At 61.9% G+C, this 22997-nt stretch carries 21 protein-coding genes; 4 read left to right on the top strand and 17 right to left on the bottom strand.

Annotation, left to right across the window (positions count from 1 at the left end):
* Positions 1-10: 10 nt before the first annotated feature.
* The 11 genes from ACFSM5_RS06095 to ACFSM5_RS06145 form a co-directional block, all read right to left on the bottom strand.
* On the bottom strand, positions 11-1501 hold the full coding sequence (locus ACFSM5_RS06095; RefSeq protein WP_379875413.1) for an ABC transporter substrate-binding protein: 1491 nt from the start codon (positions 1499-1501) through the stop codon (positions 11-13).
* A 46-nt stretch (positions 1502-1547) separates the two neighbouring features.
* Positions 1548-2543, bottom strand: a complete 996-nt coding sequence (locus tag ACFSM5_RS06100; protein WP_379875414.1) for a P1 family peptidase — start codon at positions 2541-2543, stop codon at positions 1548-1550.
* 10 nt (positions 2544-2553) lie between these two features.
* Entirely contained in the window at positions 2554-3843 is a 1290-nt protein-coding gene (locus ACFSM5_RS06105) for an acetylornithine deacetylase/succinyl-diaminopimelate desuccinylase family protein (protein ID WP_379875415.1), read from the bottom strand.
* 32 nt (positions 3844-3875) lie between these two features.
* Complete coding sequence (locus ACFSM5_RS06110; RefSeq protein ID WP_379875417.1) at positions 3876-4415, bottom strand: PAS domain-containing protein; 540 nt, start codon at positions 4413-4415, stop codon at positions 3876-3878.
* Positions 4416-4533: 118 nt separating this feature from the next.
* Positions 4534-6387 carry a DNA helicase RecQ gene (gene recQ / locus ACFSM5_RS06115; RefSeq protein ID WP_379875418.1) on the bottom strand — a complete coding sequence of 618 codons (1854 nt, stop codon included), beginning with the start codon at positions 6385-6387 and terminating at the stop codon, positions 4534-4536.
* Between the two features lie 47 nt (positions 6388-6434).
* Positions 6435-7244 (bottom strand): class I SAM-dependent methyltransferase, encoded by an 810-nt coding sequence (locus tag ACFSM5_RS06120; RefSeq protein WP_379875419.1) that lies wholly within the window; start codon positions 7242-7244, stop codon positions 6435-6437.
* 85 nt (positions 7245-7329) lie between these two features.
* Complete coding sequence (locus ACFSM5_RS06125; protein WP_379875420.1) at positions 7330-8130, bottom strand: class I SAM-dependent methyltransferase; 801 nt, start codon at positions 8128-8130, stop codon at positions 7330-7332.
* Entirely contained in the window at positions 8130-9305 is a 1176-nt protein-coding gene (locus tag ACFSM5_RS06130; RefSeq protein ID WP_379875421.1) for an extracellular solute-binding protein, read from the bottom strand. The genes ACFSM5_RS06125 and ACFSM5_RS06130 overlap by 1 nt, the downstream gene beginning before the upstream one ends.
* A gap of 2 nt (positions 9306-9307) precedes the next feature.
* Positions 9308-9907 (bottom strand): 2-hydroxychromene-2-carboxylate isomerase, encoded by a 600-nt coding sequence (locus ACFSM5_RS06135; protein WP_379875422.1) that lies wholly within the window; start codon positions 9905-9907, stop codon positions 9308-9310.
* The gene (locus tag ACFSM5_RS06140) at positions 9908-11029 is read right to left on the bottom strand and encodes an NAD(P)/FAD-dependent oxidoreductase (RefSeq protein ID WP_379875423.1); all 1122 of its coding nucleotides are present in this window, start codon (positions 11027-11029) and stop codon (positions 9908-9910) included.
* 21 nt (positions 11030-11050) lie between these two features.
* Positions 11051-11536: a YajQ family cyclic di-GMP-binding protein gene (locus ACFSM5_RS06145; RefSeq protein WP_379875424.1), complete on the bottom strand. Its 486-nt coding sequence runs from the start codon at positions 11534-11536 to the stop codon at positions 11051-11053.
* Between the two features lie 229 nt (positions 11537-11765).
* Here ACFSM5_RS06145 and ACFSM5_RS06150 point away from each other — a divergent pair, with 229 nt between their 5' ends.
* From ACFSM5_RS06150 to ACFSM5_RS06160, 3 genes are all read left to right on the top strand, one after another.
* Positions 11766-12230 (top strand): Hsp20 family protein, encoded by a 465-nt coding sequence (locus ACFSM5_RS06150; RefSeq protein WP_379875425.1) that lies wholly within the window; start codon positions 11766-11768, stop codon positions 12228-12230.
* Positions 12231-12433: 203 nt separating this feature from the next.
* Positions 12434-14302 carry an adenylate/guanylate cyclase domain-containing protein gene (locus ACFSM5_RS06155; protein ID WP_379875426.1) on the top strand — a complete coding sequence of 623 codons (1869 nt, stop codon included), beginning with the start codon at positions 12434-12436 and terminating at the stop codon, positions 14300-14302.
* Positions 14303-14344: 42 nt separating this feature from the next.
* Positions 14345-14494, top strand: a complete 150-nt coding sequence (locus ACFSM5_RS06160; protein ID WP_379875427.1) for a hypothetical protein — start codon at positions 14345-14347, stop codon at positions 14492-14494.
* Here the strand turns inward: ACFSM5_RS06160 and ACFSM5_RS06165 are convergent.
* From ACFSM5_RS06165 to ACFSM5_RS06175, 3 genes are read right to left on the bottom strand one after another with little or no spacing between them, the layout of a single operon-like run.
* Positions 14491-16263 carry an acyl-CoA dehydrogenase gene (locus ACFSM5_RS06165; RefSeq protein WP_379875428.1) on the bottom strand — a complete coding sequence of 591 codons (1773 nt, stop codon included), beginning with the start codon at positions 16261-16263 and terminating at the stop codon, positions 14491-14493. The genes ACFSM5_RS06160 and ACFSM5_RS06165 overlap by 4 nt on opposite strands.
* Entirely contained in the window at positions 16260-17672 is a 1413-nt protein-coding gene (locus ACFSM5_RS06170; RefSeq protein ID WP_379875429.1) for an FAD-binding oxidoreductase, read from the bottom strand. Before ACFSM5_RS06170 ends, ACFSM5_RS06165 begins: the two co-directional genes overlap by 4 nt.
* A complete protein-coding gene (locus ACFSM5_RS06175) occupies positions 17669-18625 on the bottom strand; it encodes an L-threonylcarbamoyladenylate synthase (protein ID WP_379875430.1) in 957 nt (318 codons plus the stop codon). Before ACFSM5_RS06175 ends, ACFSM5_RS06170 begins: the two co-directional genes overlap by 4 nt.
* Before the next feature lie 118 nt (positions 18626-18743).
* Here ACFSM5_RS06175 and parA point away from each other — a divergent pair, with 118 nt between their 5' ends.
* Positions 18744-19373: a ParA family partition ATPase gene (parA, locus tag ACFSM5_RS06180; protein ID WP_379875431.1), complete on the top strand. Its 630-nt coding sequence runs from the start codon at positions 18744-18746 to the stop codon at positions 19371-19373.
* A 10-nt stretch (positions 19374-19383) separates the two neighbouring features.
* Here the strand turns inward: parA and cysQ are convergent, their stop codons facing one another.
* The 3 genes from cysQ to ACFSM5_RS06195 are packed head-to-tail and all read right to left on the bottom strand — an operon-like array spanning position 19384 to position 22994.
* Entirely contained in the window at positions 19384-20142 is a 759-nt protein-coding gene (cysQ, locus tag ACFSM5_RS06185; protein WP_379875432.1) for a 3'(2'),5'-bisphosphate nucleotidase CysQ, read from the bottom strand.
* Positions 20139-22442, bottom strand: a complete 2304-nt coding sequence (locus tag ACFSM5_RS06190) for a xanthine dehydrogenase family protein molybdopterin-binding subunit (protein WP_379875433.1) — start codon at positions 22440-22442, stop codon at positions 20139-20141. The genes cysQ and ACFSM5_RS06190 overlap by 4 nt, the downstream gene beginning before the upstream one ends.
* A gap of 54 nt (positions 22443-22496) precedes the next feature.
* Complete coding sequence (locus ACFSM5_RS06195) at positions 22497-22994, bottom strand: NADH-quinone oxidoreductase subunit B family protein (protein ID WP_379875434.1); 498 nt, start codon at positions 22992-22994, stop codon at positions 22497-22499.
* Between the last annotated feature and the right edge of the window lie 3 nt (positions 22995-22997).

A 22997-nucleotide genomic window follows, 5' to 3' on the forward strand; every position in this document is an offset into this window, starting at 1 on the left:
GACGCGGATGTTATTGCCACGAAGCCTCGACAACATCATTCACGGGCAGCGGCTGGTTTTCCCACATGCCTTTCAACTTGGCATTCCAGATGCCGAGCTTGGGCAGCAGGAAGAGGAACAGGGCCGGTTCATCTTCGGCCAGCTTCCTCTGCGCTTCGGCCAGGAACTCGAAGCGCTGCTTGTCGTCGGTTGCCGTGGTGACCTTGGCCATGATCGCCTTGAAGGCGTCGTTCTTGTAGTTGAAGTAGTAGTTGTCGCGGGCATAGATCCCGAGGTCGAGCGGCTCGGTATGGGCGACGATGGTCATGTCGTATTCGGTGCGCTTATAGACCTGATCCAGCCATTGGCCCGGGAACTCGATGGGCTCCAGCTTCAGAGTTACACCAATCTCGGCAAAGAAGGACGATAGGATCTCCGCCGACCGGGTGGCGTAGGTCATCTGCGGCATCTTGATCGTGGCCGTAAAGCCGTTCGGATAGCCTGCGTCGGCCAGCAGCTTCTTGGCGGCAGGCGGATCATATTTATAGACGCCGGTCAGATCGACATAGCCGGGCTGGGCAGGCGAGAAATGGGCGCCGATGGGAATGCCGATGCCCGAATAGGCCGCCTCGATCAAGGACTTGCGGTCGATGGACATGGCGAGCGCCCGGCGCACGCGCACATCATCGAAGGGCTTGCGGGCGTTATTCATGCCCGCGACGATCTCACCTTCGGTATTGCCCGCGACAACGGTGAACTTGGAGTCCTTCTTGAACTCCTCGAACAATTCCGGCGCGCCGAAGTTCGGGAAGGCATCGACGTCACCGGCCTTGAGGGCGGCGGACTGCGCCTGGGCGTCAGCGATGAAGCGGAAGGTCACCTGCCGCATCTTGACGTTGGCGGCATCGCGATAATCGGGGTTCTTCTCCAGCACCACGCGATCGCCGCGGGTCCAGGAGACGAACTTATAGGCGCCGGTGCCGACCGGATTGGTCTTGTTGGTTTCCACCGTTTCCTTGGCGAAGATCGAAGCGTCGCCCCAGGCCATGTTCCACAGGAAGAGGCCGGTCGGTGCCTTAAGCTTCACCGTGACCGTATGCGGATCAACCACATCAACCGAGTCGATGGCGGTGAAAAGTGCTTTTTGCGGATTGGTGCTCTGCGGGTCCTTGGCGCGGTCCAGCGAGAACTTCACATCGTCGGCGACAAAGGCGCGGCCGTTATGGAATTTGACATTCTGGCGCAGCTTGAAGGTATAGGTGAGCTTGTCGTCCGAAATCGTCCAGCTTTCGGCCAGAGCCGGTTGTACCTGCCCGTTGCGGTCGAGGCGGGTCAGACCTTCATAGACATTGCGGTAGGTGACTTCGCGAATGGCCGAGGCGGCGGCGGCAGTCGGGTCGAGGTTCGGGGGCTCGATGGGCATGCCCACCGTCAAGGTGTCCTTGGTCTGGGCAACGGCCGGAAAGGCTGCCGCACCGGCCAGCAGGGAGGCCACAAGGGTAGAGGCGAGGCGCAGTCTCATCGGAACCCTCCGCAATTATGCAAGCTTCTGACGTTAAAAGGAAAATTCAACGTCCATAGTGGTCACGGTAGCATGGATATATCGGCGAAGTCTTGGCTTCAAATACACCTCTGGCAATGGCGCGCGCGACACAGTCTGCTGCCACCATTCCCAACTGCACCAAGGCATTAGCGCCGACACCTGAGCCATCCCCTGTCGAGACGGCAAAGACGATATCGCCATCAAAGGGCGTATGGACCGGGCGGATCGCGCGGGCAAAGCCGTCCTGGGCCATGATGGCAAGCCGGGCTGCCTCATCCTTGGTCAGCGGCGCGTCGGTCGCGACAATGGCAAGGGTGGTATTGGTGCCAAGGGCAGGGGCCGCCAGTTCTTCCATATCGGCCAGATCCTGGATCGGCTTGCCGGGCGGGCGCTGATTGCCAAGCTCGCTGTCCTGTTCCAGATACCAGGCATAGAAACTGTCGGTGCCGGGATGCACCACCGAACCGCGCGGATTGACCGCGACCAGCGCGCCGACGCTCCAGTCGCCCAGCAGCCAGGAGGCCGATCCCAGGCCCCCTTTCAGCCGTCCGGCCTTCGCCCCCAGGCCAGCACCGCTATTGCCGAGAAAGAACCGCTTGCCCGCTGTCTTGGCCGCCTGGATACCGAGCGCGCGATAAGGCGGCTCCATCCCCCAGGACTTGTCGCCGCCGTTGTTAAGGTCGAACAGGATCGCCCCCGGCACGATGGGAACCGTCATGCCACCTGCCTTGAGACCGCGCCCTTGAGCGCCAAGCCAGCTCATCACGCCATCGGCCGCCGCGAGCCCATAGGCCGAACCGCCGGATAGGCAGATCGCATGGATGCGATCCACCACGGCGGCGGGCGACAAGGCATCGGTTTCACGGGTACCCGGACCGCCGCCGCGCACATCGACGGCTGCGACCATGGAGCTATCGGCCAGCAGCACCGTGGCGCCGCTCATTGCCGCCTGATCTTCGGCATTGCCGACCGACAGTCCGGGGACATCGGTGATGAGGTTCAAACGTCCAGGACCGCTCATGGACGGGAACTCACGCGGAAAGCAGTTGCAGGCTGGCAGCGGCCATGACTTTGGCCGAGGCGATCATGGCGTCGATCTCGACATATTCGTCGGGCTGGTGGGCAAGATCGAGGATACCCGGCCCATAGGCGACGCAATCATGCAGATTACCGATCCGGGCGATATGCTTCTGATCGTAGGTGCCGGGCGAGCAGATATGGGCTGCCTTCTTACCCAGGATATCCTGAATGGCGCCATCCAGGGCCTTGACCACCGGGGCATCGGCCTTGGTCATCGTCGGGTGGACAACCATCAGATCCTTGATGGAATAGGCGAAATTGGGCAGTTCGGCTGCCAGTTCATCCAGCAGGTCGGTGATCTCGGACTTCACGCCATCGGCGGTTTCCTCGATCAGGAAGCGGCGGTCGAGGATCAGGCGGCAGCTGTCGGCGACACAAGGGGATGGCAGACCGTCGAACCCTTCTGGCTGGCCGCCATGGATCGAGTTGAAATTGAGGGTCGAGGAGCGCGCGCCCTCCGGCACCACCGGCATATTGGTGGTGCGGGCCAGGAGTTGAGGGTAAAGCCGTTCCTCCACCCGGTCCAGGAACTGGCCCATATGGCGGATGGCTGAGACGCCGAGGAAAGGCATGGAACCATGGGCAATGCGGCCCTTGGTTTCGACCTCCGCCCACCAGACGCCGCGATGGCCGAGGCAGATGCGGTCGACGTTCAGCGGTTCGGGGATGATCACATGATCGACGCGGGGCGGGGAGAAATAGCCTTTCGAGGCCAGCCAAGCGACACCGGCATGACCGCCGCTTTCCTCGTCCACCGTGCCGCTGATTTCCAGCGCTCCGGCAAAGTCGATATTCTCGCGCAGGATCGCCTCGACCGCGATCATGGAGGCCGCGATGCCGCCCTTCATGTCGCAGGTACCGCGCCCATAAAGCTTGTTGCCGCGCACCTCGCCACCAAACGGATCAACGGTCCAGCCCTTGCCCGCTTCGACCACATCGATATGGCCATTGAAATGGACGGTCTTGCCGGGGCGCTTGCCTTCGCGGCGGGCAACGACATTGGTGCGGGGATAGCGGTCGCTGTCGCCCAGCGCCCCCTCGGCCCGCAAATATTCGATGGCGAAACCGGAGGCTCGCAATCGCTCGCCCATCAGTTCGGCGCAAGGCCTATAGGCATCACCCGGCGGGTTGATGGTGGGGATTCTGACGAGATCCTGCGTCAAGGCGACAAGTTCGTCGCGCATGGCATCGATTCGGGCGAAGAGCCGGTCCAGCACCGGCGGGGCAGCGGCTTCAGACATGGACAAACGCTAAACCTAGATCGAGCGGCGGGTCAAACGCTAACAGGCGCCGGAATACCGAAGCCGATATCGAGATAGGTGCGCAAGAGGATCGTCGCGTGATTGTTGACGGCCGCGTCCTGGCCTTTCCAATGGGTGTCGCGGTCCAGATCGTTGCTTTGAAAGATCAGATGGATCGCGCCTGTCCGGTCGCATCGGAACGGAAAGCCCACGGCCTCGTTCAAGATATCGACGCCGACCGAGGTTTTGGAGCGGATAACAGCCTGCATGCCGCACGCATGGTTGGCCATTGTCTCAAAGGCGGCATAGGCCGAAAGACGCCGTTCAGGTGGGCAGAAATCCAGGTAGTTGCCGCCTGTCACATCCTGCCCGTAGCGCTGAACTTCGCGGGTGCCGACAAGACGGAAACGCACAATTTCCAGCGATAAGGGCTCCAGGATCACGAAACTGTCGAGAATGGTCTTTACGGCGCGGATATCGAAGGTGGAGCGGAGCGGAATAGCGTCCGACGTCAGCAAGCTGCGATAATGATTGGCGTAGAGGCGTGCACGAGATGACAGCAGGTCGTCCATCGGCCAATCATAAAATTAGAGATAATTTTTAAGCGCCACCTCGACGATACCGATTGCCCTATTGCCGGAGAAGGGCCAATCGGCCCGTTGGGGAAACCTCACAGGGTGCGGCCCACCCTTAGGCCGCCGCGCGATGGTCTTTCAGGATGGCGAGCAGATCTTCGCCATAGCGCTCCAGCTTGCGGCTGCCGATGCCCGGCATGCGGCCCAACTGATCCAGGGTCATCGGGCGATCCTCGACGATCTCGATGAGGGTCGCGTCATGCAGGATGACGTAAGGTGGCACGCCATGGTCGCGGGCGGCGGCCAGGCGCCATTCCTTCAGCAGCTTGAAGAGATCGGCATCGGCACCAAAGAACTTCACGGTCCGGCCACGACTGGTCGAGACATCGGCCTTGCGGCTGGCTTTCACGGGATCCTTGCGCAGGCGCAGGCTTTCGCCGTTCAGCAGGACCGGCCTTGCGCTTTCGGTCAGGGTCAGGCCGCCGAAGCCCTCCACATCCACGCTCACGAAGCCCTGGGCCAGGAGCTGGCGGAAGATCGAGCGCCATTCGTCGTTGGACATATCCTTGCCGCAGCCGAAAGTCTTCAGGCGGTCATGGCCATTGTCCTTGGCCTTGTCGGTCCCATTGCCGCGCAGGATATCGAGCAGATATTCGACCCCAAAACGCTCGCCGGTCCGATAGATCGCCGACATGGCCTTCTGGGCAGCTTCCGTCGCATCCCAGGTCACGACAGGCTCGTGACAGATATCGCAGTTCCCGCAAGGCTCTGCGCGATGTTCGTCGAACTGGCGCAGCAGGAAGCGGCGGCGGCATTCGGCAGTCTCGCAATAGGCCAGCATGGCGTCGAGCTTCACCCGCTCGCGCCGCTTGTGTTCCTCGGGCGCGGTGCTCTGCATCATGCGCTGGCGCTGGAAGACCACATCCGCCAGACCATAGGCCATCCAGGCGGTGGCAGGCAGACCATCGCGGCCTGCACGCCCGGTTTCCTGATAATAAGCCTCGATGCTTTTCGGCAGATCCAGATGGGCGACGAACCGCACGTTGGGTTTGTCGATGCCCATGCCAAACGCGATGGTCGCGACCATCACCAGACCTTCTTCCCGGATGAAACGGGCCTGATTAGCTGCACGTACATCCGCAGAAAGCCCGGCATGATAGGGCAGGGCCGGGATGCCCTGATCCGTCAGCCAGGCCGCCATATCGTCCACCTTTTTGCGGGTCATGCAATAGATGATGCCCGCGTCTTCGGCGTGATCGTCCTTGATGAAGGCCAGGATCTGCTTCTTGGGCTCGCGCTTGGCCACTACCCGATAGGTGATGTTCGGCCGGTCGAAGGAGGTCGAAAACACCCGCGCCCGATCCAGCTTCAGCTGCCGCACGATATCCTCGCGGGTCGGCGGGTCAGCAGTGGCGGTCAGGGCAACCCGGGGCACCCAGGCAAAGCGCTCGTGCAGAATATCGAGCTGGCGATAGTCCGGGCGGAAATCATGTCCCCATTGCGAGACGCAATGGGCCTCGTCGATGGCAAAAAGCGCGATCCGCGCATGGTCCAGCGCATCGAGGAACGAGGGGGTATTCACCCGCTCCGGCGCGACATACAGTAGATCGAGATCGCCTTCTACCAGGGCGCGCAGGATGTCGCGCTGCTCCTGGGGGGTAAGGCCGGAATGCAAGCCCGCGGCCCGCACACCCGCTTCCTCCAGCGCCGCGACCTGATCCTGGATCAGGGCGATCAGGGGCGAGATGACAATGCCCGCGCCATCGCGGCAGAGGGCCGGAATCTGATAACACAGCGATTTGCCGCCGCCGGTCGGCATCAGGACAAGCGCGTCGCCGCCCGCCACCAGATGCTCAATAATCGCCGCCTGCTCGCCCCGGAAGGCGTCATAGCCGAAGACCCGGTGCAGGACCTCAAGCGCTTGTGGCTTGGTGCCGCCGGATTGGCGATATGTAGCTTCGGAGGGCATTGGCGGACTATAGCCCAAGCGAGCCGTCTTTCAACGGCGAATGCGGTTTACCAGAAGATGAGCGTACTGGGATGATGGCTATCTGTCTGGATCACCAGTGGCTGGCTTGTTAGAAGTCGGGCTCCAGGAATGAAGGATGCGAATTCCTCGACAGTCATAATGTCGAAATTCTGCTTACGGCCCGTCTCAAAGAAATGATTGTATAAAATATATCCGTGTTTGGCATGCCGGACGATCTTGTCGATGTAGAATATCTGCAGCGGCCGTGTCAGTTCCGAGATGGCATGGGTTGAGATAAAAAGGTCGCAAGACACCGCCTCTACGGCAGCGATATCGTTGCTTGTTTTATAGGTTACACCCGTCACGCCCAATCTATCGTGATAGCGGGCTGCGAGTTGATTGACTTCAGGAAGGTCGAAGATCGTATAGCTGCGGGGGGCTTGCTTGGTATTCATGACCAGCGAGCTGAAGCCGCCGTAGGCGCCCCCAACCTCGATGATGTCAAAGCCTGCAAGTGATTTGAACAGATACAGCAGATCGGCCAGATATTTGAAATACCGCGCCGTGGCCGCCGATAGCTCGACGCCGTACTCCGTCGGGAAAACCGGAGCCGATCCGCAGAGTTCATTTAAGGCAGCGACCTCTATCTGCTTCAGCAGATCGGGATGGGTTATCCCAATGACATCCAGATGATTCTGAACGAAACCTTGTAGGAAATCCGAATCGCCGACGACCTCATAGATGCTCGCAAGCTCTGCTTCGATCCGGAACGTCTCGAAGACCGCATCATCTTCAATCGCGCGTAGGGTCATTTCACGATAGGGGGGCAGATTGCTGATACTTGTCCGTTCGCCCATCTCGATTTCCTATCGTATTAGTCTGCTTCCGAAAGTATTTAGCGGAAAATCAATTATTTAGGAACCATTTCATCCGCGCGTCGCCTTACCAGACAATCAGGGTGCTGGGGTGCCGCGCATCGGTCTGAAGAACGAAAGGCAGATCCGCGACCAGCTTGCAGCCGGGGATCTGGGCGGCGAATTCCGCCAGCGCCATGATCTCGCTGCCCTCATCTTCGAAGAAGTGGTTGTAGAGCACGTAGCCGTGGCGGGCGGGCTTGACCAGCCGGTCGATATAGACCTGCTGAAGGTCGCGATTGATCTCCGACAGGGCGTGGGTGGAGATGAAGAGGTCGCTGGGGACCGGTGCACCGTCGTCAAGTTCGGCCGACGTATGGTAGCTGACCCCGCTAACGCCAAGGGAGTGGTGATAGCGCGCCGCCAGTCGGTTCACCTCGGGCAGATCATAAAGCCGGTGGCTGGCATGCCCCTGATAGGTCGAATGCATCAGCGCGCTAAGCCCACCGTAAGCGCCGCCAACCTCGACGATGTTCCAGCCATCCAACCGGCCGAACATATGGCGCAGGTCGGCCAGATACTTGAAATAGCGGGCCGTCGCCGCCGAAAGATCGACGCCATGGCGGGTGGGAAAGACAGGTGCGCCGCCGATGGTATCATTCAGTCGTGCCAGCCCCAGCAGGCTCATAAGGGCGGGGAAGACCTTCTCGGCGACGTCGAGGTGATTATTGATGAAAGCCTGCTGCATGCCGGTCGAGCCAACGATATCGAAAATCGCTGCTAGATAGGGCTGCACTCGAAACCGGGCAAAAGCTTCGTCGCTTTCGACGGCCTCTGTCACTTTCGCAAGATAGGCAGAGGTGTCGCTAATGCTGGTCCGTGCTGCCATTACCGCACCGACAGCTGCTCACCCAATTGCCCCGCAGCTGGCAGCAGGGGCTGCAACGTCGCAAAGGGTGTTGGATCGGCTTTCACTGGCCCCCAGCGGGTGACCGGGTTGGAGAGCGGAACGCCTGCCTTGATAGGATAGGCCCAGAGGGCTTCGGCCATCTTGCGCTGGCCGCTGTCGGAGGCGAGATAGGCGAGCAGCTTGGCCACGGCCTCTTTTTTATTGGAGGAGGCGGTGGTGCCGACGCCGATCACATCGATGGGAGTACCGCGACCTTCGATCTGCGGCCAGACGATAGTCACCTTGTCGAGGGCGGCCTTGATGGCATCATCGCCTTTGTCGGCAAGCCGTGCGAGACTGCGCGACCCGATCAGGGCTGCATCGCAGACGCCCTTGGTCATGGCCACCAGCAGCACCCGGTCATCGCCGTCGATGCTCGTGCGGGGCAGATCTTCGGGAAGGGGGGCAGCGTTGGAAACAATCGCCTTCAGCATGCCTTCGATCGCGGGCGCTTCCGCCCCCTGCAGCAAAGAGGCGATGAAAGTGCGGTTGGACAGCCGATCGAAAGGCGGCAGGCAGACTTTGCCCTTGAGCGATGCTTTGCCAAGATCGCGCAGGCTGTTGACTTCACCTGGCTTCAGGCGGTCATTCCAGAAAGCGACGGCACGGGCGGACATCGCGATACCGAACCAGCGATTCTGGGCGTCGCGATAGGCGGCCGGGATGGCTTTTTCCAGCTCCGGGATCGGCATTGCCTGAAGTAGGCCAGCCGTGGTCGCGCGTTCCAGGCGGGATAGCGTCGGGACCATGATGACGTCGGCCGAACTGGTTGCGCCTTCCCGCAGCAGGCGGCCGAGAATCAGGTCGGCTTCGTCGCTTTCGATGCGGACATTGATCTTCTGATTGTCGGAGAATTCCTGGAAGACCTGCGCCATGCGCTGGCTGTCGAAGGCGGTGAAGAGCGTTAGGCTTTCACGGGGAGGTTCGACGGGCGTGGAGGGTTGTTCCACCGGAGCGGGAGGAGCTGGCGGCGTCTGACCCTGGACAAGCGGTGCCGTGGGCGCTGGAGTATTCTGAGCCATTTGCTGCGGGCCAATGGCCTGCACGGAGGTGGCAAACAGCGTCAGCCCAGCAAATAGGGGGGCGACAAGGCCAAGGTCACGGAACGGGATCATGTTTATTTCTCGCTGAGGGCGCGCGACAGGAAATCCAGACGATCTTGGCCCCAGAACATCTCGCCGCGATAGCAATAAGTGGGGGCCCCGAAAATGCCGAGCGAAATCGCCTCGTCGGTATAGCGCATATAGGTATCGACGACCGTGTTGCTGGCGGCATCCGTTATCAACTGCCTGCCGGGTAGTCCGAGGTTATCGGCCAGTTCGATCAGGGTTGCCGGATCGGAGACATCCCTGTCGTTCAGCCATACAGCCTCGCCGATAGCTTCAGTCAAGGGCAGGGGATCATACCCGGCGTCGCGGGCGGCCAGGATCAGGCAGGCGGCATTGGTGGCGGGGACGGGAAAATGCGTCGGCTCCAGCACCATGGGCAGGCCAAGGAAATCGCTCCAGCGCTTCAGTTCCACCAATCGGTAGGCCTGACGCTGCTGGGGGCGCTGTGCCAGCGGCAAAGCGCCTGCCGCCGGAAAGACGCGCGCCATCTCGATAGGCTTATGGTGGATGGTGGCGCCATGTTCGGCACAGATGGCTCGGAAACGGGCGGCGCCCAGGTACACGAAGGGCGAAATGGGCGTGTAGAAATACTCGACGATCTTTTCCAACTAAACGCCCTTTCGGATGTCCGGACGAGACGCAATTTCCGTTGCCAAAGCTAACGATGCGGTCAGGCCGGGCGATTCGATTCCATATAGCGCAACCAGTCCCGGAACACCGTGGCTTTCCGGCCCCTGGATACAAAAATCGACCGCGGCCTGTCCCGGTCCCGATAGTTTGGGGCGGATGCCCGAGTAATCTGGGAACAGGGCTCCGTCCGGAAGCCCTGGCCAATAGCGCCGGATTGCGGCGTAAAAGGGGGCCGACCGCGCCGGGTCGACCCGATAGTCGATCTCGCTCACCCATTCCACATCCGGTCCAAAGCGCCCCCGACCGTTCATATCGAGGGTGATATGGGTGCCCAAGCCCGCCGTATTGGCCTCCGGCATCGGATAGATCAGCCGGGAGAAGGGGGCTTTGCCCGTGAGGCCGAAATAGCTGCCCTTGGCCATGTAGAGCGGCGGGATGCTTTCTTGCGACATGCCCGCGATCCGTGCCGCCACAGCCTGACTTTCAAGCCCGGCTGCAATGATCAGCGTACGGACCTGCACCTGTGTCGGCTCCTGCCCGCCGATGGCGAGTTCTATGCCCTGCGCTGTGACGATCCCCTCCACAACGGGTGAACCCGTAACAAGGATCCCGCCTGCATTCTCCAGATCACCCAGCAGGCTGAGCATCAGGGCGTGGCTATCGATGATGCCGGAATTCGGAGAGAGGAGGGCGGCGACACAGGAAAGCTGCGGCTCCAGCGCCCGGGCCTCATCCCCCGTCAGGAAAGTCAGTTCGCCTGCACCGTTCGCTCTGGCGCTTTCCTGCAGGGCCTTGAGCGCCGCTAGCTGGCTTTCGTCGGTTGCCACCACCAATTTGCCAAGGCGGCGGTGGGGCAGGCCCCGTTCGGCGCAATAGCCATAGAGCTTCTGTCGCCCGGCGATACAAAGCCGGGATTTCAGGCTGCCCGCCGGATAATAAAGCCCGGCATGGATGACTTCGGAGTTGCGGCTGGAGACACCGGTGCCGATGCCGTCGGCTGCTTCCAGCAGCAGAACTTCGCGTCCGGCGAGCGCCAGTTCACGGGCGATGGCAAGGCCGACGACACCCGCGCCGACGACCATGCAATCCACTGTCTCCATGACCGGCGCCAGCCTGCCAGATTAGTCGCGGAAGTTTTCGTACTGCAGGGGCTGTTCGATCTTCATGCCCTTGACGAAGGCAATGGCTTCCTGGAGGTCGTCGCGCTTCTTGCCCGTGACGCGCAGCTCGTCGCCCTGGATGGCGACCTGGACCTTCATTTTGGAGTCCTTGATGCCCCGAACGATCTTCTTCGCCAGTTCCTGATCCAGGCCCTGCTTGACGACGATGACCTGGCGCACCGTGTTGCCGGAGGCCTTTTCGACGGTCTTATAGTCCAGTGCCCCGGCATCGAGCTTGCGGCGGGTGAAATAGACCTTCAGCAGTTCATGCATCTGATCGAGCTTGAGCTGATCGTCGGCCAGAACCGTCAGTTCATTGTCCTTGCGCTCGATCGAGCATTTGGCGCCCTTGAAATCGAACCGGGTGCCGATTTCGCGTGTAATCCCAGCAAGAGCGTTGTCGACCTCGGCAACATCGGTCTTGGAGACGATATCGAAAGACGGCATGGCGGGCGTTCCTCCAGATCAGGTAATGGCTTTTCTTAGCCGGGAAATGGCGTGGTCAGGCTATCTTGTGCAAGGGAAAAAATCATCCTCTTGACGATAGATTGCCCCCTACCTACCTATCGTTTTGTGACGGCGCCACTCTCCGGGCCGCACATGAACCCTCGGACAGGCCCAATGATGGGGTGTCCGAATGTCTTGAGAACCCATTTGCTCATAAGAGGATAGGGTAATGCATCGTTTCGACTTGTCTCCGCTGTTCCGCTCCACCGTCGGCTTTGATCGGCTGGCCTCCCTGCTCGATACCCATGGCCGGGTCGAGGAACAGACGTCGAGCTATCCCCCCTACAATATCGAGAAGCTGACCGACGATACCTACCGCATCTCCATGGCGGTGGCGGGCTTCGGTCCCCAGGACATCTCGGTCGTGGCTCAGCCCAACAGCCTTGTCGTAACCGGCAAGATCACCAAGGACGCCAGCGACAAGACCGAGGGTAAGTTCCTGCATCGCGGCATCGCGGCCAGGGCTTTCGAGCGCCGGTTTGAACTGGCCGACCATATCGCGGTGACCAACGCCAGCCTCGAACATGGATTACTCCATGTGGAGCTTAAGCGCGAAGTGCCCGAAGCAATGAAGCCGCGTATCATTGAAATTGTTAACGCGGGTGCTCCACAGCGTTTGGAAAGCGCGCACTAAACAGTCGAGTCTTCACTGTAAGACAATAAAGACCGATCAGCCCGTCTCCTTGCCAGGAGGCGGGCTGACTAATTTCATAAAAAAATCCGTTAATTGTCGGGATATAAGTTGCCATTAATAAATCACGATGTCATTTTGCCCTAATCCGGTGTGGCATTTTTGTGGCCTAAACACCGTCTTACTCTAGATTGGGGGTACGTGGGGTGAAGGTCGAGGATCTCATTGAGGTCCATGTGTATGACAACGGCAAATGGCGGATCGAGGAGCGTTACAAAGGCTCCGAAAAAGACGATGCCATCGCCGCTGCCAAGCGACTCATCACGAATGGGTCCGAGGCAACTAAAGTCGTACGCGAGACATATGACGAGGCTTCGGGCCTCTTCAAGCAGCGCACCCTGTATCGCGAAGGTACCCCCAAATCTAAGCCTCAGGAACAGAAGGCTAGTCCGGCGCGCCCGGCGCCAATAGCGCGATCCGTCCAGGCGCGCCCCCTGGCGCAACCGGCGTCCAAGCCGGAAGCCAAACCGGACCCTGCGCGGCAGACTCCGCCCAAGGAAGCTCCGGAAGCTACCGTATCGATCGGTCAGGTTCTGCGGCGTGTGGCACTTGCGACCACCGGCGTCATCGCCCTGGGCGGTGTCGGTGGCGTGGTGCTGATGGAGCAATTCGGGCTGGGTATCGGCCTGCCGTCCCGCTACCTCATGTTCTCCATCGCGTTGCTGATCGTCGCGTTCGTGGTGGCCCTGTTCCTCTATGCCCGCACCCGCCGACTGCTGACGGAAGAGGCCGAGCTCAAGAATGCCCAGGCGAAGAAGGCGCAGGCTGCGCCGCCGCCGCCGGCTACCTTGAGCGAGATGATGGCCACGAGCCGGGCAGGCGAGGCAATTGCGCCGCCGCAGGCTGCTGCCGGGCAACCGGCGGCTGAAAATACGGATTGGTCCTCTAAGTTCGATGAGGCTTTGGCCAAGGCTAAGACCAGCGCGCCAAAGGCCGAAGCTGAGGCTGCCCCAGCCGCCGTCGAACCTGTCAAGCAGGTTGTCGAAGCGCCCAAGAAGCCGGAAGACAAACATGCGCTGCCCGTCGCCAGCGACGACGACCGCATCCGTCTGCGGGATTTCTTCAAGAACTGCCTGCTGGGCGATGGCGCCAAGCTGTTCACGGATACCGGTCCGGACGGCAAGCGCAAGCGGTTCGCCTGCCATCTCTTCCTGCTGGGTGCTGGCGATGCGGTGATGTCGCTCACTGGCCGCTCGCTGCCGCCTAATCAGCTTGGCACCGTTCTACAGATGGCTCTGGCCATGCTGGGCACCTCGCCACAGCGCGCCAGCGAATTTGCGGCCCGGATCGAAGAATATCGCAAGGACCGGCTCTATAGCGGAACCATCGAGGCTGGTCGTAATGCGATGGCCGAGTTCCTGTCTGGCAAGGGGGTGCCCGGTACGGCGCTGGCCGAGGCCTTGACTTCCTGGGTTGCGAACCCGGAAACCCAGCCGGGGCAGGTCGCGCCGACAGGCGATATCGCGATCCTGTTCACCGACATGGTGTCGTCCGTGGAAACCACCCAGGCGCTGGGTGACGAAGGCGCAATGCGGCTGGTGCAGGCGCATAACCTCATCGTCGGTACCGCCCTCAAGAAGCACCGCGGCCATCAGGTGAAACATACCGGCGACGGCATCATGGCGGTCTTCCCGCGTGTGGGGGATGCCGTGAAGGCGGCAGTGTCGATCCAGGTCGAGGTTGCGCAGTATAATTCGGTGACGCTGCAGCGGTCGCTCGCGCTCCGCATCGGCGTTTCCTCCGGCCGTCCGGTGCAGGAAGACAATGATTATTTCGGCACCGTTGTGCAGACGGCGGCCCGCCTGTCCTCGGTTGGCGATCCGGGCGCCATTACGGTTGCCGAAAGCGTTGCAGCCCAGGCGCCGACGGACGGTTTTGCTTACGATGCACCGATCCGCGTGCCTCTGAAGGGCTTCCCCGAGCCTGTCACTGTGGTGCCTGTAATGTGGAAGGGGATCGCTGCACCGGCAGCCTCTGCCTCTCACGCTGAAAGTGATACTACCGCCGCTGTTTAGGCGGCGGTTTTGTTTTCAACTCTGACTATCACGAAAATAAACATGCGCTTCACCGGTCTCGTTCCGATGCTGCAGACCCTCGACGTTTCCGGGACGCGCCGTTGGTACGAGGACGTGCTTGCGATCATGTTCATGCGCAACGCGCACCTGGGCGATCCGCATGCGACAGCGACCCAGTATATCTATGCCTAAAACGCCTCGTCCGGGTAATTCAGCAGGCAGCGGCCGCCGTCATTGATCACAACTTCCAGACCCGGCGCGCGGACCAGTTCATGCTCGGCATAGATCCGGGCCGACATCAGCTTTGCGTCGCAGAAGCCGTCGGGATCCTGTCCGGCGAACAGCCGTTCCTGGGCGACCAGGGCTGAACGCGCCATCATCCAGCCGCCGATGACGCAACCGGCGAGGTCTAGGTAGGTCGCCGCTGATGCCAGGGCCGTGCGCATGTCTTCCTGGGCTTGGGTGAGCAGACTGTCGGTCGAGCGCACCAGCACTTCACGGGCCAGCGACAGGCGATGCCGCAGAATAGCCAGATCGTCCCCTTCTGCTTCGGCGAGTTGCGCAACCGTCGCGGCGATCTCCTCCAGCAGTGCCTTCATGGCAGCGCCTTGATCGCGCAGCAGTTTGCGGCCCAGCAGGTCGTTTGCCTGGATGCCGTTGGTGCCTTCATAGATGGGGGCGATGCGGGCATCGCGATAGTGCTGGGCTGCTCCAGTTTCCTCGATATAGCCCATGCCGCCGTGAATCTGGAGCCCCAGGGAGGCGACACTGACCCCGAGGTCGGTCGACCAGGCTTTGCAGATCGGAATCAGCAACTCGCCCTTGGCCAATTGAGCGGGATCGGCATTGGCGCCGCGTCCACGATCCAGGCTGGCGGCAGCCTCCAGCGCCAGAGCTCGCGCGGCTTCGATACGCACCTTGGAGGTCAGCAGCATGCGGCGGATGTCGGGGTGCTGGATGATCGGCAACGGCGTGTCGCTTCTGATTCCGACCGGACGCCCCTGGATGCGGGTGCGGGCATAGTCGCGGGCCTGCTGATAGGCCCGTTCGGCGATGCCGATGCCCTGGACACCCACGTTGAGGCGGGCGTTGTTCATCATGATGAACATATATTCGAGGCCCCGGTTGGCTTCACCGATCAGTTCGCCAAACGCGCCGCCCTCGTCACCAAAAGACAGCACTGCGGTTGGGGAGGCGTGGATGCCGAGCTTATGTTCCAGGGACACGCAGCGAACGTCGTTGCGCGCGCCAAGCGTGCCGTCCGCGTTGACCCGGAACTTCGGCACCAGGAACAGGCTGATGCCCTTGATCCCCGGCGGCGCGTCGGGCAGGCGGGCGAGGACGAGATGAATGATATTCTCCGTCATCTCGTGATCGCCAAACGTGATGAAGATCTTCTGGCCGGTGATGCGATAGCCATCGCCCTCGGGCACGGCCTTGGTCCGCAGGGCGGCAAGATCCGATCCGGCCTGGCTTTCGGTCAGATTCATCGTGCCGGTCCAGCGGCCACTGATCAGGTTAGGCAGATATTTCTGTTGAAGCTCAGGACTGCCGACACGCTCCAGACACTCGACGGCGCCCTGGGTCAACAAAGGACAGAGCGCAAACGCCATGTTCGCGCCGTTCCAGATCTCGTTCAGCGCGGTCCCGATCAGGGTCGGAAACCCCTGGCCGCCATGGTCGCTGTTGCCGGTGACGCTGTTCCAGCCGCCCTCGGCAAAGCCTGTCCAGGCTTCGGCGAACCCCGGCGGCATATCGACCACCGGTCCGGTCAGCCGGGCGCCGTGCTTGTCGCCGACGCTATTTAGAGGCGCCAGAACTTCGGAGGCGAACTTCCCAGCCTCCTCAAGAATAGCGTCGATATCGCTTAAATCCAGAACACCGTTAAGGATGCCGCCCGTTTCGATGACGCTCCCCAGCAGGAAACGTAGATCTGAAATCGGAGCGACATACTGGCTCATGGAATAACGACCTTCCCTGGATTTAATAGGTTTTTTGGATCCAGCGCCCGTTTAACCCGGCGCATGATCTCCAGTTCCACAGGAGATTTATAATATTCGAGGTCGCCAACCTTCAATTGTCCAATGCCATGTTCGGCACTGAAACTGCCGCCGAAGCGATGGACGATCTCATGCACCTCATGGGCAACCTCCGCCCAGCGGTCCAGGAAGACCTGTTTGTCCATCTCGGTTGGTTGCGAGAGGTTGAAGTGGATATTGCCGTCGCCGACATGGCCAAAGCTGACGGGCCGGATGCCGGGCATGAGGGCGAGGACCGCCTCGGTCGCCTCGGTCATGAAGGCAGGTACATCGGCGATAGCGACGGAGATATCGTGTTTGATGCTGCCGCCTTCGAACTTCTGCGCATCGGAGATTTCTTCGCGCAAACGCCAGAGCGCCGCGCCCTGAGCCTCATTTTGGGCGATGGCCGCGTCTGTCACGAGGCCGCTTTCCATGGCGCCGCCCAGAATCTCTTCCAGCGCAGCGGTCAGGCCGCCACCGTCCCTCGGGCTCGATAGTTCGATCAGAACATACCAGGGGCTGACCTCGCTCAAGGGATCGCTGCATCCCGGCACATGGCGGAACACCATTTCGACCGACAGGCGATTCATCAGCTCGAAGGTGGTGACCGTATCGCCGGACTGGCCGCGCGCAAGGCTAAGCAGATCCACCGAGGCCTGGGCGTCCGGCACGGCGACAAAGGCGGTCGCCACATCGCGGGGGCGGGGATACAGCTTCAGGACGGCGCCTGTAATGATGCCCAATGTCCCTTCGGCCCCGATGAAGAGGTTCTTCAGATCGTAGCCGGTATTGTCTTTGCGCAAGGGCCGCAGCCCTTCCAGTGTCTGGCCGTCCGGCAGCACCACCTCGACCCCCAGCACGAGATCGCGGGTATTGCCGTAGCGCAGAACAGCAGTGCCGCCTGCATTGGTAGAGATATTCCCGCCGATCTGGCAGGTACCTTCGGCGGCCAGCGATAGGGGGAAGAGCCGGTCATGGGCCTCGGCCGCCGTCTGGATGTCCGCCAGGATGCAGCCCGCATCGACGGTCATCGTATGGGCGACCGGATCGATGGCGCGGATCCTGTTCATGCGGCCCAGCGCCAGGATCAGGCTGCCTTCGGGCGCCACGGCCCCGCCGACCAGCCCGGTATTGCCGCCCTGGGGAACCACGGGAACGCCAGCGTCGTTGCAGAGCTTCAGGACAGCGGAAACCTCAGCGGTCGAGGCTGGTTTGGCAACGACACGCGCGCCACCCCGATAGAGGCCGCGCCATTCCTTGAGATGGGGTTCGAGGTCATTGGTGTCGGTCAGAACGCCCTTGGGTCCGAGCAGTTCTGTGAGGCGTGCGATAAAGGCGCTGTCGATCATGATGCCGGGGTTGCTGCGCGTTTCAGGCGGTCGTTGATGGCAATGCCCAGGCCCTGGTTCGGCACCGGCATGACCGCGATGCCGGAATGCTCGGGCGTGTCGAGGGCGTGGAGGTAGGCAAAGAGATTGGCTGCCGCTTCATGCAGGTCGCCGGTTTCGGACAGGTTGAGCACCGTCGCGAAACCCTCTGGGATCAGGGGGCCGAAGGCCAGCAGCGCCTCTTTTTCCCCGGGATGGGTCCAATCGAGGCGCAGCGGCAGGGAAGGCGCATAATGGCTGGCCAGCATGCCGGGGCTCTTGGGGCTTTCCGGGATGTGGGGATTGGCGGCCGATACCGGACCGATGGAGGCTTCGATGGTTTCGCGCGTGATGCCGCCGGGGCGCAGGATCGTTGCCAGCGGGCCGGTCAGATCCAGCACGGTCGACTCCAGCCCGACGCGGCAAGGACCGCCATCCAGAATGATGCCCAACTGATTGCCGAACTCTAAAGCCACATGACCCGGCAAGCTTGGGCTGAGATGGCCGGAAAGATTGGCCGATGGGGCGGCGAGGGGGCGGTTCACTGTCCGCAGCAGATCGAGGGCGACGCCATGATCCGGGATGCGGATCGCGATGGTATCGAGCCCGGCGGTCGCAAGGCCGGAAATGAAGCTATCTGCCCGGCGCGGCAGGACCAGCGTCAAGGCTCCTGGCCAGAGGCGGCGGGCGAGGAACTGTGCCCGCTCGTCCAGCACGGCCAGTTTCTCTGCGGCAGCGACATCGGCGACATGGATGATCAGCGGATTGAAGGCCGGTCTGCCTTTCAACTCGTAGATCTGGGCGACGGCCCGGCCGTTGGTCGCGTCGGCGGCAAGGCCATAGACGGTTTCGGTCGGCATACCCACCAAGCCACCGGAGATCAGATGGCGGGCGGCTTCGGTGATATTTTCGGGAGTTGGCGAGAGAATCGGCATGGAAGGCACAATCGCGCCGGTTGACACGTGGGTCAAGTCTTGCCCGCAGGGCCCTGCTCTTGTCATGGTAGGGAGTGTGTTGCACCGCAACGTCCGAGCCTTCAGGGGGATCGCCCAAGTGACTGCGCAGATTCTGACCATCGCCCAGCAGAAGGGTGGCGCCGGAAAAACCACGCTCGCCATTCATCTGGCCATCGCCGCCCTGAAGCGCGGGATGAGCGTCGGCCTGATCGATGTGGATCCCCAAGGTAGTCTTGCCGCCTGGGGGCGCCTGCGGGAGGAGCGGGGAGTTCCGGGGCCTCTGTCGGTTCAGGCTCTGACCGGATGGCGGGTGTCGGGGGAACTCGACAAGCTGCGGACATCCCACGATCTGTTGATTATCGACAGCCCGCCCCATGCTGAAACCGATGCCCGAGTGGCGGTGCGGGCGGCGTCCCGTGTGCTGGTGCCGGTGCAGCCCAGCCCGTTTGACCTTTGGGCGACCCGCCCGACGCTGGATCTCGCCGCCGCTGAAAAGCGCCCGGCGATGCTGGTGCTGAACCGGGTGCCGTCGCGCGGGAAAGCCGCCGAAGCGGTGATTGCGGAAGCTTTGAAGCTGGGGGTGCCGCTGGCCGAGACTCGCCTCGGCAACCGCACCGCGCTGGCCGCCGCCTTGCTGGAAGGCAAGGGCGTTGCCGAGACGGAGCCGTCGAGCGTGGCGGCCAAGGAGATCGGCGCACTGCTGAGCGAGAGCCTGGGGCGGATTTAGTCCAAGGCCTTTAGAGGCCACCCCGCGCCACAAACCCCGGATTCCGGAATCCCGGCTTGCCATAGGTCAGGGCGCTGCCATCCAGCAGTTTGACGCTGCCGCCGGCGGCTTCCAGTACGGCCTGTCCGGCGCAGGTGTCCCATTCGCAGGTCGGGCCGACGCGGGCGGTCAGATCCGCTTCTCCTGCTGCGATAAGGCCGAACTTCAACGCGCTGCCGACCACCTTCTGATCGGCCCCTTCGGCTGCCAGAAAATCATCGAGTTTGCGGCCTGTGTGATGGCTGCGGCTGACCAGGGCCAGCTTATCGCCCCCCGGCGCACGAACCTGGATCGGGCGTTTTGAGCCATCCGCCAGCACCTCGATAGCACCCCAGCCCTTGAGGCCGACAAAGGTGCGCCCAAGGGCGGGGGAATGCAGCAGGCCGCCAGTCGCTTCACCATCCTCGCTATAGCCGAGGCACACGGTGAATTCGCCCGTGCGGTTGATGAACTCCTTGGTGCCGTCGATGGGGTCGATGCACCAGAAGCGCCCGCCGGAAAGATCAGGCAGGCTGCCTGCCTCCACCTGTTCTTCCGACAGCGCCGGAATCTCCGGGGCGATCTCAGCAAGGCCCGCCAGCAGGATGGTCTCTGCGGCCACGTCCGCCTCGGTGACGGGAGAGCCATCCTCCTTGGAGCGGGTGGCGCATTCGCCATCATAGAACCGCATGACCTCTTCCCCGGCCTTCAGCACCAGGGCGATCAGAGCGTCGATCTGTTCAGGTTTCATGCCGCCGCACTTTGCAGGGCCTGCCAGACTTTGGCCGGTGTGGCAGGCATGTGGAGATTCTGCACACCCTTGGATCGCAGGGCATCCATGACGGCATTCATGACGGCAGGGGTGGCGCCGATGGTTCCGGCTTCGCCCGCCCCTTTGACACCCAGGGGGTTGGTGGTACAGGGGACGGAGTTGGTGGTGAAATCGATATGCGGCAGATCGTCGGCGCGCGGCATGGCGTAATCGGTAAAGGAGCCGGTCAGCAACTGGCCGTTCTCATCATAGACGATGCTTTCCATCAGGGCCTGACCCAACCCCTGGGCGACACCGCCATGGACTTGCCCCGCCAGCAGCAGCGGGTTCACGATGGTCCCGAAGTCATCGACGATGGTGTAGCGCAGAACTTCGGTACCGCCGGTCTCGGGATCGATCTCCACCTCTACCAGATGGCAGCCGTTGGGGTAGGTGGAAGCGGGCGGTTTGAAGCTGGAGCTGGCCTCGAAGCCTTTATCACCGTCCGGCAGATCGCCACCTGCGGCGCGGGCCGCGACATCGACCCAGGAGATCGAGCGGTCGGTCCCGGCGATGGTGAAGCGGGCATCGGCAAATTCGATATCGGCAGCGGCTGCTTCCAGATAATGGGCGGCCAACTGCTTGCCCTTCTCGATCAACCCGACCGATGCCTGATCGACCGAAGCACCGCCAACGGGAACCGAGCGCGAGCCGCCTGTGCCGCCGCCGGTGGCGATCCGGTCCGTATCGCCCTGCACAACCTCGATATCGTCCGGCGTCAGGCCCAGACGGTCGGCGGCAAGCTGGGCATAGGCGGTTTCGTGGCCCTGGCCGTTGGACTGGGTGCCGATCAGGATGGTGATCTTGCCCGTATCATTGACGACAAGCCGCGCGACTTCGGCGCTGCCACCCGCGCAGGCCTCGATATAGGTCGAAAGACCGATGCCCCGCAGCTTGCCTTTCGCGGCCGATTGCGCGCGTCGCGCCTCGAATCCGGCCGCATCGCCCCTGACCAGAGCGTCTTCCAGATTCTGCTGGAATTCGCCGCTGTCATAGGTCTGCTCAAGCGCGGTCGTATAGGGCATCTGTTCGGGCCGGATGAAGTTGCGGCGACGGATTTCGGCGGGCGACAGCCCGATCTGCACTGCGGCCTCATCCATCAGGCGTTCGATCACATAGGCGGCTTCGGGGCGTCCAGCGCCGCGATAGGCATCGACCGGCACGGTATTGGTGAAGACGCCGGTCACATGCACATGGGCCGCCGGAATATCATAAACCCCGCACAGCATTCCGCAGCCCGCCATGGTGGCGACGAAGGGACCGTAGGGCGAGATGAGTGCGCCGAGGTTCGCCAGCGTATCGATATCCAGGCCGAGGATGCGGCCGTTCTCGTCCAAGGCCAGTCTGGCTGCCGTCAGATTGTCGCGCCCATGGGCATCGCCCAGGAAACTGTCCGGCCGCTCGCCAATCCATTTCACCGGACGGCCCAATTCCTTGGCGGCATGGAGCACCAGCCCATGCTCGGGATAGGGGAACAGCTTGGTGCCGAAACCGCCGCCCACATCCGGGGTCATGACGCGCATCTTCGCAGGCTCCACCCCCATGATGGTGGCGAAGGTCTTCTGAAGTCCGTGAACGCCCTGGCTGGTGGTGGTCAGGGTGAAGCGCGTGCCGTCCCATTCGCCAATCGCGTTGCGCGGCTCCATGGCGGAAGAGACGAGGCGCTGATTGACGATATCGACTTCCACCACATGGCGGGCCTTGGCAAAGGCGGCCTCGGTCTTGGGTTTGTCACCCAGAGTCCAGACGAAGCTGATGTTATCCGGCGCGCCTTCATGGATCTGAGCGGCGGAACCGGAAATCGCGACCCGCATATCGGCAACGGCGGGCAAATCGTCGTAATCGACAAACAGCGCCTCGGCCATATCGCGGGCGGCTTCGACCGTCTCCGCCACCACGAAAGCGACGGCTTCACCCACATGGACCACTTTCTCGCGCGCCAGCAGTGGGCGAAGCGGACGGGCCATCGGGCGCCCGCCGGGGCCGGGAATATCGATGGGCGAAGGAATGGTGCCGAGATGGGCGATATCGGCTGCCGTATAGACTGCCAGAGCGCCTTCGACCGCCATGGCGCCGGAGGTATCGATGGCGCGGATATGGGCGTGGGCATAGGGGCTGCGGACCACCAGGGCTGCTGCCGTATTCGCGGGGGCGATGTCGTCGGTATAGCGACCGGCGCCGGTGACCAGACGGACATCCTCGACCCGGCGAACCGGCTGACCCATTCCGAATTGACCCATTATGAACTCCTTGCGCTTACGGCAGGTATTTTGAGGGCAAAGATAGGCAAGCTCTCATGACTTTTCCAGCAGCCCGAAAAGCCCGGCCAGAACAGCACGCGGCGTCGGCGGGCAGCCGGGGATGGTCAGGTCGACCGGGAGGATTGTCCCAACGGCCCCCGCACAGACGGGACTATCGGCAAAAAAGCTACCGTTGATAGCGCAGTTCCCGGAGGCGATCACCCATTTCGGGCCTGGCATCGCCTCGTAGGTTTCCCGTAGCGCATCGGCCATCGTCCAAGTGACAATGCCCGTGACCAGCAGCACATCGGCATGGCGCGGGCTGGCGGTGAAGGAAATGCCGAAGCGCTCCAGATCATAATAAGGGTTGCTCAGCGCCTGAAGTTCCAGCTCGCAGGCATTGCAGCTTCCTGCATCCACATGCCGGATCGCTAGCGACCGACCGAAGCTGCGACGGATCAAACCCTCGACCGCCGGGCCATCGCCGCTGGGCAGCGGAGGAGGCTCGAATCGTGTCTTTGAAATGATGTTTTTCAATAAGATACGACGCATTCT

The organism is Lacibacterium aquatile, from assembly GCF_042683105.1.
Lineage (GTDB): Bacteria > Pseudomonadota > Alphaproteobacteria > Elsterales > Elsteraceae > Lacibacterium > Lacibacterium aquatile.